The sequence below is a fragment of the Pseudomonas sp. SJZ077 genome, assembly GCF_007993905.1.
Lineage (GTDB): Bacteria > Pseudomonadota > Gammaproteobacteria > Pseudomonadales > Pseudomonadaceae > Aquipseudomonas > Aquipseudomonas mandelii.
On sequence record NZ_VIUJ01000008.1, the window covers coordinates 206,642 to 217,997 of the forward strand.

Genomic DNA, 11,356 nt, shown 5'->3' on the forward strand with positions numbered 1-11,356 from the left:
CCATTGAATGGGCTTGTTAACTTAGGAGGCCGTCGCCGAACCGAGAGTTCCGACTCAATACCCGGTCATTTCCAGATAACCCGTGCCGCCGTTGAATTGCACGGGGCCTTCCCAGTAAGGAATGCGCAAATCCATCCAGGCGTTGGGATTGAGGGCGGTGATGGAGATGTCGAGGTGTTTGGCCGGGATTTTGATCGCCCAGCGCACCGGCATTTCACGCCCGGCGACTTTGGCGGTGTCTTGCGGTGTGAGGCTGATGTCCGAGGCGTGCAATGACTGAGCCTGGCCTTGAGCATCGATCCACGTGCCTGTGAGGTAAGGCGCGCCGTCCTTTTGCCGCATGCGATAAAGCATGACCTGTTCGCCGCTGTCCAGGTGCAGCGAAAACCAGTCCCATCCTGTCTGGTTCGCAGTCAGTGGCTGACTGCTCCACTCGCGATCGAGCCAGGCCGGACCGCTGACCTGATACGTCTTGCCGTCGATTTCCAGCGCGCCGCTGGCCTGGAAAAACGGTTGGCTGTAGTAATACGACGCCTGCCCTTGTTCGGATTTCTGACTGAAACCCTTGTCCCCCTGAAGCACCAGCGGGCGGGTGGACGTTAGCCGCAGTTGGTAGCTGAAGCCCTTGTCCCGCGCGCTGAGTTGCAGGTCCGCCAAGGCGTCGGCCCCCTGGCTGCTGAAGCGCCAATCGTCGATCCAGGCATTGAACGGTGCGAGACTCACCCCCGCCTGTCCAACGCCACCACGGGCGTAACGTTCGGCCGCGTGATGGGCCGTTGCCGACGTCACGGCTGCGTGCCCCAGCCAAATGGTCTGATTGCCCCAACCCGACTGCTCCGGGACAGCTTTCAACGCGCTGCGAAACAACGTCCATTGCACGCCGAACTCGCGACCCTGGTCGTCCTTGAGGTTGGCGGTGACGTACCACCATTCGATGCGAAAGCCATCGTGAGGACCGTGATCTGCCGGGAAGCTGAATTCTCGCCCGGGCACTACCGGTGTGAATACGGAGGCGTCACCACCCAGACCTGCGAAGCCCTTCTCGTCAGGCGCGGGGTTGTCGCAGCCGCTCAACAAAACCAATAGCAACACGCCGACCTTAATCCTCATGCGCAAACGTCCTCAGCAGGTCCGCCGGTTGCGTGCGGTACAGCGAATACAGCGGCCACGCCGACGCCAGTAACGTTGCGAGCAACGCCAGCCCCATCAATTGCAGCAGCTGCAACGGAAACACCCGCAACGGCAATCGCCAGCCAAACGCTTGCACGTTGATCACCGTGTCCAGGCACCACGCCAACGCGATCCCCAACGGCAATGCCAGCACCAGCGTCAGCACCGCCAGCAGCCAGGTTTGTCCGAGGTTGAGCAGCATCAATTGCCGGCGCGTCACGCCCAGCGCCCACAGCGGCGCGAGTTGGCCGAGGCGGCTCTGGCTCTGCGTCAGCAGGCTGATGAACAACGCCACACCGGCGACGGCCAGGGTCAGGCTGTTGAGCGCGGCGGTGGCGGCGAAGGTGCGTTCGAACACCTGCGTGGACCAGCCCTTGAGGCGCGCCTGATCGACGATACGGCTGTCGTCCAGGGTAAAACGGCTTTGCAGCGTTTTGAGGAATGGTGCAATCAACGCGGGCTCGATGCGCAGGTTGAAACGATTGGGCGTGAGCTGCGGCCACCCGCGCAGCAAATGGTTGGCGTTCACCAGAAGGTGCCCCTTGGGATTGCCGTAGTCGGCGTAAATCCCGACGATCCGAGGTGACCACGGGCCGCCCGGTGTGGGGATGGTCAAATGATCGCCGAGCCGCACCTTCAACCGGCGGGCCAGTTGTTCGCTGAGCATCAGCGCATCGTCCTTGGCCAAACGGTCCCAGGGATTGTCGCCCAAGGCTTCCAGCAGCGGCCAATGCTGGCGATAGGTCGGGTGATCGATCACGCCGAAGATATCCGCCGGCCAGCCTTGCAGCTGGATCGATACCTGCCAGTTGGGCAGCACGGCACTCAATGAAGGTTGCTGTTTGAGCCAGCTGTGCAGCTCTCGGGACTGGGCCGGGTTTTGCGGATTGACGTAAAGCTCGGCGGTCAGGCGTTGTTCGAGCCAGTCGTTGAAGGTCTGGCGAAAACCGGCGGTCATGCTGCCGGCACCGATGTTCGCCGCCAGCGCCAACAGCAGCGCCATCAGCGCCAGGCTCAGCGCCGGCAGTTGCTGACGGCAGTCGGCGAGAAACCATTGGCCGAGCACCGAATGACTGCGGCTCAGTGCCAGGTTCAAGACCAGATTCAGCACCACCGGCAAGGCCAGTGCGGCACCGATCAGCAGAGTTGCCATCAGCACAAAACCACTGGCCAGGCTGTCCCCCCGGAACAAGGCGATAAGCGCGATGACAGCGGCCAGTGCCGCGACCCAACCCTGACGCCGTAACCAGCGCGCGTGAGCCTGATGCCAGGCTTGCGGATCGGCCAGGGCCAGCAACGGCAGGCGCGCCGCCCGCAGCAGACTGTTGGCCCCGGCCAGCAGCGCACCCAGCAGGCTCAAGCCCACCCCGCTGAACCACCACCACGGACTGAGGCTCAACTGCCCCGCCACTTCGGCGCCGTACAAACCGCGCAGGCTGGCGGCCACGTCCGGCAACAATACGCTGGCCAGCAGGTAGCCGCTGGCGACGCCGGCAATACCGCCGATCATCGCCAGTGCTCCGAGTTCAACCACCAGACAGGTGATCAACATTCGGGCGCTGACCCCACAGGCGCGCAGGGTTCTGAGCAAGCCTCGACGTTGCTCCAACGCCAGCCCGATCGCGGCGTGAACGATGAACAGGCCGACCACGAAGGACAGAAAACCCAAGGCATCGAGATTCAAGTGAAAGCTTTCCGTCAGCCGCGAGAGATTGTTTTCTTCACCGCTGGTTTTGAGCTGCAACTGGCCTTTGTATTGATCGGGCAGTGCGGCGCTGAAATCCTTGGGTAACAACAGGCGCGACAGTTGCTCCGGCAGGCCGAGAACCTGCTGGGCGAAGCCGATGTCCACCAGCAACATGCCGGGGGCCATATCGGTTTGGACGTGCAGCGGTGGCAGAATCTCGCCATTAGAGTTCACTGGCTGTTCACCTTCGTGCAGACCTAACGTCTGCAAGGTCTGCGGTGAGATCCAGGTGCGGCCCGGCGGGGTGAAAAATTCGACAATCTGCTCGATCGCCAACGACCGCCCCGCCACCGCCGAGCCAACCGGCAGCGACACCGGTTCGATGCCCATCAGCTGCAGACGTTGTTCCTCATGGCCCTTGAGCGTCACCCGCCCTTGCAGCACGGGCGAGACCGGCCAGCCCGCGCGACGCAGGTCCACAAACACATGCTGGGAAAAGGTCGCGCCACTGGGCGCACTGAGGCTGGCCTGCGGTTCACCGCCGATCAACTGACTGCCTCGCGCATAACTTTCACGCGCCTGGCTGTTCAGCGCCTCTACACCGGTCAGCAGGCTGGTGGCGAGCCAGAGCCCGGTCAGCACACTGAAAAATTGCACCGGGTGCTGCCACCAATGGCTGAGCAACGCCCGCAGCGTTTCGCGAAAGACGCGCACCTCAGTGTTCGCCCGCGCCAGCCAGACGGCCGCGATGCAGCACCACCTTCTCCGCCAGCCGTGCGGCAACGCGATGACTATGCGTGACCATCAACAAGGTGGTCGGACTGTCGTCGAGCAATTCCAGCAGCAACTTCAACACTTCATCGCTGGTGGCTTCATCGAGGCTGCCGGTGGGCTCGTCGGCCAGCAACAATTTGGGCTTCGACGCCAGGGCGCGGCCCAAAGCGACTCGCTGCTGTTGCCCCCCGGAGAGCTGCTCCGGGTAACGCCGCAGCAAATCACTCAAGCCCAGCCGCTGCACCAGGTGCGCCTGCCAGCGCGGATCATGCCGCCCGGCCAGGCGTGCCTGAAAAGCCAGATTATCCTCGACCCGCAGGCTGCCGATCAGGTTGAACTGCTGGAACACCAAGCCGATTTCAGTCCGTCGCCAGTTCGCCAGTTGCCCTTCGTTCATCTGGTCCAGCCGATGCTCGCCGCTTTGAATGCTGCCGCGATCGACCTTGTCGAGGCCGGCGATCAAGTGCAGCAAGGTGCTCTTGCCACTGCCCGACTCACCCATCAGCGCCAGGCTGCTGCCGGGTTTCAATGTCAGGTCGACACCTTGCAGCACCGGCAAAGGACCTTGCGGAGTGGCGTAGCTTTTAAAGACGCCTTGGACCTGAAGCATGAAGGGAGGCTCGCTGAAGTCAGAGCGCCTAGGATAGCCGAGAGTACATCCGAAAACTTCTCTCTGATCTGGCTGACGCCATCGCGAGCAGGCTCACTCCCACAGGGGACTTTTGAACGACACCCCCCCCTGCAGGAGCGAGCCTGCTCGCGATGAGGCCGGATCAGTCAACCAAAAACCTCACTGCCCCACCGCAACACTTGTAGGCGCCTGCGAAGGCGTCACAATGCTGTTCAGATCAATATACTTCCACTCAGGCTTCGCCCCCAGCCGCGCATTGAACCGATAGTTGAATGTAAAATCGTCCGCCGTCGGCACACTCAACGGCTTGCCATAAACTGCCTCGATCCCCGCCAGGTCATAGCCCATCAACTGCAACAATGTCGGGAAGATGTTGTAGTGACTCGACCGATCCTTGTTCGCGGCCAGCGCTTTCTGCCAATCCAGCGTGCGCAACTGATCCCCTTGAATCACCACCAGCGGCACCAAGCCCTCCTCCGCCACCGGATCACCGCCGCAGTGCAAATTCAACCCGGGATTGCCCCGTTCATGCAGGTCCTGCCCATGGTCCGAGGTGTAGATCAGCAGCGCATTGCTCATGTCTGCCTGGGCAAACACCCGTGAGAAAAACTCCCCGACGTTCCACAGCAAGGTGTTCTTGTAGGCGTTGCGGTAGAGCACCCAATCATCCGGCTGTCCGTTGAAACCATCGCGCTTGGCGGTGTCCGCAACCTCGACAAACTGGCCCCGAGGCAAGGTCGGGCGATAGGCCATGAACGCATCCGGGTACTTGTCATGCACCGGAAAATGCGCGCCCACCTTGTTGATCACCACCAGCTCGGGCTTGCCGTCGTTGAGCAGGTTGATCAGTTTCGCCGCGGCCGCCATGTCGCGATCACGCACGCTGGCCTGGTCGAATTGCACAAACTCGTCGATGTCCTTTTTCTCGGCGTCGTTCATCAGGTTCTGCAAGTTGCCCCCGGTGCGCTGGGCATCGATGTAGACGGTGCGCAGGCCGGCCTTCTTCGCGTACTGCCAGATCGACGGCATCGTGCTGTTGATGCGCATGTAGTCGGCGCGGGTGCCGCCGTACCGCAGGGTGATGTTGGTGTCGGCGCTGCAATTGGCAATGGACGCGGCGTAACCGTAATTGAAGATCGCGACGCCCGGGCGCGGTTCCTTGAGGTTGCTGTGCACACCGAACGGGGCGTTGATGTCCAGGTAGTTGCCGGAAATGCTTTCGTCGATGATCAGAACGATGTCGTGCCCCGGCGGCGCGTCGTTGCGCGCCAGGCTCACAGGCTCGCGTGGGCCGACGGTGTTGTGCAGGGCTTCATAGGTGAACAGGTTCAAGTAGGCCAGCGGCGTGTACATGATCGGCAGGCCACGGGCGCCTTCGCCGGCTCGCACGAACAACACCGCACTGAGCAGCAGCACTCCGAGCACCGGCGCCGCCACCAGCAACGCACCGGGCAGCGGCATTCGCCGACGCGGTTTGAGCCCGATACCGAACAACAGCAGCAAGCCGCCGACCACCCCGCTGATGATCGCGTCGCGGTACTGGTACGCCGCCTCCTGAATGAACCCGCCGGAATACACCAGCGACACGAAGCTGCTGTAGGTCAGGTAGTCGGCCGTGACGCGGGTATAGACATCGAAAAACACGGCAGACACAAACATCATCAGAGCTAATAGATGACGGATCAGCGTCTGGCGAATGTACGCGGTCATAAAAAGCGCCACGGTCAGCGCGATAAACATCCCGCCAAACAGCAGCACCGGCAAACCCATTCCCAACGCGCTCAGGCGCTCCAGGTAATAGTCGTAATTTTTGAATAAGTAGAGAACTAAGAGCAGTTCTTTGAGATATCGAATCATAGTATTTCCGATGCTCGCGGCCGTCCGTTGGCCAATAGATTGTCAGCCATTTTTTGACACTAGCACCGGGCCATCAAAGCGCAAGAAATGTCGGGTTTTTACACAAAGCGTCAAAAAAACGTTGACTCAAATCTGACACACCTGACCGGCTACAACCCTTGTGTTTCAAGCCCTACGACCGTTTATCGTTTTCTTCGAATTGTGAAAAACCCGTCAAAACCGCGGCAAATCCAGCAGTGGCAAGCACTTGATGGCAAAACGCCCCAAAAATGGGGCTGTTATAGCTGCGCAACATGTCATTTTGCTGACACGTTTTCCCAACGCTGGGCTATACCCCTTTTGACAGTCTTATTTCAGTTCTTTCAACCGTCTTACGAGGCACGCCAATATGGACGTGAGCGTATTTGGTACGGGCTACGTCGGCCTGATACAAGCAGCGGCACTGGCCGATGTCGGACATCGTGTCTTATGTGTCGACATCGATCCAAACAAGATCAAGCAACTGCAACAGGCCGTGCCGCCGATCAGCGAACCGGGGTTATCCGGCACGCTGGAAGAGAACATCAAGGCCGGCCGTTTGCTGTTCACGACCCAGGCCAGCGATGCGGTCGAACACGCCGAGCTGATTTTCATCGCCGTGGGCACGCCCGCCGATGAAGACGGGTCGGCCGACCTCAGTCACGTACTGAATGTGGCCCGCCAGATCGCCAGTTACATGGAGGCCGATCGCACCCTGATCATCAAGTCCACCGTGCCGGTCGGCACCGCGGACCAGGTGGCCGCCACCGCCCAAGAAGAACTGCTTCGTCGCGGCAAGAGCACCCTCAATGTACGGGTGGTCTCCAACCCCGAGTTTCTCAAGGAAGGCAGCGCCCTCGCCGATTGCATGCGCCCCGACCGGATCATCGTCGGCACCGACGACGAGGAAGCCCGCGGCCAGCTCAGCGAGCTCTATGCGCCGTTCTGCCGCAACCATGAAAAGCTCATGTTCATGGACAACCGCAGTGCCGAGCTGACCAAATACGCAGCCAACGCGATGCTCGCCACGCGCATCAGCTTCATGAACGAACTGGCGAACCTCACCGAGCTGCTGGGGGCCGATATCGAAGCGGTTCGCAAAGGCATCGGTTCGGACCCACGCATCGGTTACCACTTCATCTACCCAGGTTGCGGTTTCGGTGGCTCGTGCTTCCCCAAGGATCTGCGCGCCCTGCTGCATACCGCCGAACACAACGGCATGCCGCTGCGCTTGCTGCGTAGCGTCACCGACGTCAACGACAGCCAGCGCCACATTCTTTTCAGCAAACTGAAAGCACAATTCCCCGATGGGCTGGCCGGCAAATCCATTGCGATCTGGGGCCTGGCGTTCAAGCCCAACACCGATGACATGCGCGAAGCCCCCAGCCGTTACCTGATGGATGCGTTATGGGCTGAAGGCGCGAGCGTGCAGGCCTATGACCCGGAAGCCATGTCCGAATGCCGACGCATCTACGGCTACCGCAATGACCTGCACCTGTGCGCCACCCGCGACGACACGCTGGAGGACGCCGACGCCTTGGTGATCTGCACCGAGTGGAAAAACTTCCGCGTGGTCGACTTTGAATTGCTGGCAAGCAAACTGCGTTCGCGGGTGATCGTCGACGGTCGCAACCTCTACAACCCGGAACAGGTAGCGGCCGCCGGTTTGCACTACAGCGGCATCGGCCTGCGGCACATCGTTCCCGAGGCGCCGCGGCCATGAAGATTCTCGTCACCGGAGCGGCCGGTTTCATTGGTGCCCATTGCGTGTTGCGGTTGATCCGTGACGGGCACCAGGTGGTCGGCCTCGACAATTTCAATGATTACTACGACCCGCAACTCAAACACGACCGCGTGAATTGGGTGCAGGAGCAGGTTGGCGCTTTCCAGCTCGCGACGGTTGACCTGGCCGACGGTCCTGCCATTGAGGCCCTGTTTGTCCGTGAAAAGCCCGAGGTGGTGATTCATCTCGCGGCCCAGGCCGGGGTGCGTTACTCCCTGGAGAACCCACGGGCTTACCTCGACAGCAATTTGAGCGGGTTCCTCAACATTCTCGAAAGCTGCCGCAACCACCCGGTCAAGCACCTGGTCTACGCCTCGTCCAGTTCGGTGTATGGCGCGAACCAGCACACGCCTTACTCGGTGAAGGACGGCGTCAACCATCCGCTGTCGCTGTACGCCGCGACCAAGAAAGCCAACGAGCTGATGGCCCACAGCTACAGCCACCTGTTCGGCATTCCCTGCACCGGCCTGCGTTTTTTCACCGTGTACGGGCCCTGGGGTCGGCCGGACATGTCGCCGATCCAGTTCGCCCGGGCGATTGCCGAAGGGCAGCCACTGAAGTTGTTCAACTACGGCGAACACCAGCGCGATTTCACCTACATCGACGACATCATCGAGAGCATCGCACGCCTGATCGACCGTCCACCGCAAGCCAACGCCGAATGGGACCGTGAACAACCGGACCCGGCCAGCAGCATGGCGCCGTGGCGGATCTTCAACATCGGCGGCCAGCACCCGGTGGAACTCAAGGATTACCTGGCGCTGCTGGAAAAACACCTTGGACAAAAAGCCCTCGTCGAGTTGCTGCCACTGCAGCCGGGCGACGTGCTCAACACCTGCGCCGATGCCAGCGACCTGGCTCGGGCAACCGGATTTCAGCCTTGTATCGAGCTGGATGAAGGACTCGGGCGCTTCATCGCCTGGTTCCGCGATTACTACCCACTGCCTATCGCCCACGCGCCGCTAGCGGCTGAACTTCAGCGGAGGATTCTATGACTGGACATGAAAAAACGGTGCCGATGCAACAGATGCGCCGAGACAAGCGCCTGGACCCGGAGCACCGAATGCGCCTCGACACCGCGATCCATATGCAGGGTCGTGGCTGGATGACCGGCCGTGACGGCGGTCGCCCCTGGACGCTGTCGCGCACCAATCGCGTGGTCGCCTGCCTCGGTGCGTTGGTGATTCTGCTGCTGATCTCGCCCATCTTGTTGGGCCTGGCACTGGCGATCAAATTCAGCAGCCCAGGACCGGTGATGTTCGTGCAGAAACGCACGGGCTACCGCGGTCGCAAATTCGGCATGTACAAGTTCCGCACCATGGTGGCCAACGCCGAGGAGCTTAAAGAGTCCCTGCGTCACCTGAACAAGCACGGAGCCGACGCGATCGATTTCAAGATCGACAAGGACCCGCGCATCACCGGCATCGGTGGTTTCCTGCGGCGCAGCAGCCTGGATGAGCTGCCGAACCTGATCAATGTGGTGATGGGCGACATGCGCCTGGTGGGCCCGCGGCCGACCTCGTTCAACGCCTACCGCTACAAGGACAATCACCTTGCACGCCTGAGCATCTACCCCGGCATGACCGGCCTGTGGCAGATCTCCGGGCGCAGCAACATCGACTTCGACCAGCGCGTTGAGTTGGACCTCAGCTATATCGCCGAGCAGAGCCTGTTGCTTGATCTGAAGATCCTGTTGAAAACCCCCTTCAAAGTATTCAGCGGCCACGGAGCGAGTTAAATGGACGGTTCATCAGCCAAAAGCCTAAGCATTGCCAACCCGAGCGAGTCCAACCTGACCTCGACCGTGCTCGATCAAGATCTGCGGATCCTATTTCTGACCGCCGCCAACCCCGGCGCCGGCACCACCACCAGTGCCCTGGCGCTGGCCAGTCAGCTGGCGAAAATGAGCAGCGGTGAAGTGTTGCTGGTCGATGCCAGTCAGTCATCGACCAACCTCACGCAACAGATGGGGCTGACCAAGGAGCGCGGTTTTCGCGACCTGCTGTTCAACACCCAGAGCCCGCCCCTGCTGCAGGACTGCGTGGTGAACGTCTCCAGCCTGCCCTTCCACATCCTGCCCAACGGCCGGTATGTGCGTGGCACCGAGCACCTGACCCCTGAACGCCTGGGCCCGTTGCTCGATCAGCTCGGCAGTCAGTATCGCTTTGTGGTGATCGACGGCGACGCGGTGTACTCCGCCGCCGACACCATGATCATCAGTACCCAGGTGGACGGCGTGATCATGGTCGTGCGCTCCGAAGACACGCGGTGGGAAGTAGCCCAGGCGGCGGTTCAGCGCTTGACCCAGGCCGGCGCGAAACTGGTCGGCAGCGTCTTCAACCGGCGCAAGTACTACATGCCGAAATGGCTCTACAAAAACCTGTGAGCAATCAGAAAAGGATGACGACATGAACGCCAAAATGCTTGTCCTGCTGTTGCTGCCGCTTGCAGGTTGCTCCAGCACTTCCGAAACCCAGAACATGCCGGTGAATATCCTCACGGCCTCACCGGCCAACGCCCAGGCCACTGACATGCCCAAGGTCGAACAGACCTTGCGGCCACAGGATGTGCTGGACGTGATCTTTCACATCAGCACCAGCGGCTCGGACGCCTACCGCATCCAGTCCGGCGACCAGATCGGCCTGAACTTCACCGCTGCCAGCCAGCTCAACGGCAATCAACTGGTGCTGCCCGATGGCACCATTGAACTGCCGGGCGCCAACACCTCGGTGAAGATCGCTGGGCTGACGTCCGAACAGGCACGTGAGGAAATCCAGCGCGCCTACCAGCGCAAACAGCTGTTCCAGCCGAACCGCAACCAGTTGTCCGTGCAGGTCATCAGCCCGCTGAGCAACGAGTCGAACCTCAAAAGTGCCCTGAACCACCCCGCTACCGGCATGAGCCGGGAGATCACCGTGGGCACCGACGGTTACGCCAGCTTCCCGGAAATCGGCGCCGTGCCGCTGCAAGGCATGACCGTCAATCAACTGGAAACCTTCCTCAACCAACGCTACGCGAAGCTGCCGGGGCGGATGACCGTCGACGTGCTGCTGAAGTCCACGGCGGGTAACGAAATCTATGTGCTGGGCGAAGTTGGCCAACCGGGGTCCTACCCGATTCGCCGGCCAGTCTCGGTGCTTGAAGCGCTGACCCTGGCCCGTGGCAGCAACACCAAGGCGCGGCTCGATTCGGTGATGATCATGCGCCGCAATGGCAACCAGGTGCAGGCCGTGCGCTACGACGTCGAAAAGGCTTTGGCCGGCGATGCGTCGCAGATTGCGTACCTGCAACCGGACGACATGCTCTATGTGCCGAAGACCAAACTGGCGAGCGCCGGTGAGCTCGCGCGGCAACTGGCAGACGTGGTGTTGTTCCAGGGCGTGGGCTTCAGCTTCGGCTACCGCGTCGACAACAAAGACAGTGACAGCAACTAACT

The 11,356-nt window shown here is 61.1% G+C and carries 9 protein-coding genes; 5 read left to right on the plus strand and 4 right to left on the minus strand.

What is annotated here, in order from left to right:
- Positions 1-54: 54 nt before the first annotated feature.
- The 4 genes from FBY01_RS14835 to FBY01_RS14850 form a co-directional block, all read right to left on the minus strand.
- The gene (locus tag FBY01_RS14835) at positions 55-1,110 is read right to left on the minus strand and encodes a lipocalin-like domain-containing protein (protein WP_102594867.1); all 1,056 of its coding nucleotides are present in this window, start codon (positions 1,108-1,110) and stop codon (positions 55-57) included.
- Positions 1,100-3,571 carry an ABC transporter permease gene (locus tag FBY01_RS14840; RefSeq protein WP_145308206.1) on the minus strand — a complete coding sequence of 824 codons (2,472 nt, stop codon included), beginning with the start codon at positions 3,569-3,571 and terminating at the stop codon, positions 1,100-1,102. The genes FBY01_RS14835 and FBY01_RS14840 overlap by 11 nt, the downstream gene beginning before the upstream one ends.
- A gap of 1 nt (position 3,572) precedes the next feature.
- A complete protein-coding gene (locus FBY01_RS14845) occupies positions 3,573-4,241 on the minus strand; it encodes an ABC transporter ATP-binding protein (RefSeq protein WP_077749058.1) in 669 nt (222 codons plus the stop codon).
- A 180-nt stretch (positions 4,242-4,421) separates the two neighbouring features.
- A complete protein-coding gene (locus FBY01_RS14850) occupies positions 4,422-6,119 on the minus strand; it encodes a sulfatase-like hydrolase/transferase (protein ID WP_145308203.1) in 1,698 nt (565 codons plus the stop codon).
- Positions 6,120-6,507: 388 nt separating this feature from the next.
- Between FBY01_RS14850 and FBY01_RS14855 the strand changes: the two genes are divergently transcribed.
- From FBY01_RS14855 to FBY01_RS14875, 5 genes are read left to right on the plus strand one after another with little or no spacing between them, the layout of a single operon-like run.
- Positions 6,508-7,860 carry a UDP-glucose/GDP-mannose dehydrogenase family protein gene (locus FBY01_RS14855; RefSeq protein ID WP_102594871.1) on the plus strand — a complete coding sequence of 451 codons (1,353 nt, stop codon included), beginning with the start codon at positions 6,508-6,510 and terminating at the stop codon, positions 7,858-7,860.
- Entirely contained in the window at positions 7,857-8,915 is a 1,059-nt protein-coding gene (locus tag FBY01_RS14860) for an NAD-dependent epimerase (RefSeq protein WP_138739056.1), read from the plus strand. The genes FBY01_RS14855 and FBY01_RS14860 overlap by 4 nt, the downstream gene beginning before the upstream one ends.
- The gene (locus FBY01_RS14865) at positions 8,912-9,658 is read left to right on the plus strand and encodes a sugar transferase (protein WP_077749055.1); all 747 of its coding nucleotides are present in this window, start codon (positions 8,912-8,914) and stop codon (positions 9,656-9,658) included. Before FBY01_RS14860 ends, FBY01_RS14865 begins: the two co-directional genes overlap by 4 nt.
- On the plus strand, positions 9,659-10,306 hold the full coding sequence (locus tag FBY01_RS14870; RefSeq protein WP_010455621.1) for a CpsD/CapB family tyrosine-protein kinase: 648 nt from the start codon (positions 9,659-9,661) through the stop codon (positions 10,304-10,306).
- Between the two features lie 22 nt (positions 10,307-10,328).
- The gene (locus tag FBY01_RS14875; protein WP_010455623.1) at positions 10,329-11,354 is read left to right on the plus strand and encodes a polysaccharide biosynthesis/export family protein; all 1,026 of its coding nucleotides are present in this window, start codon (positions 10,329-10,331) and stop codon (positions 11,352-11,354) included.
- Positions 11,355-11,356 lie beyond the last annotated feature (2 nt).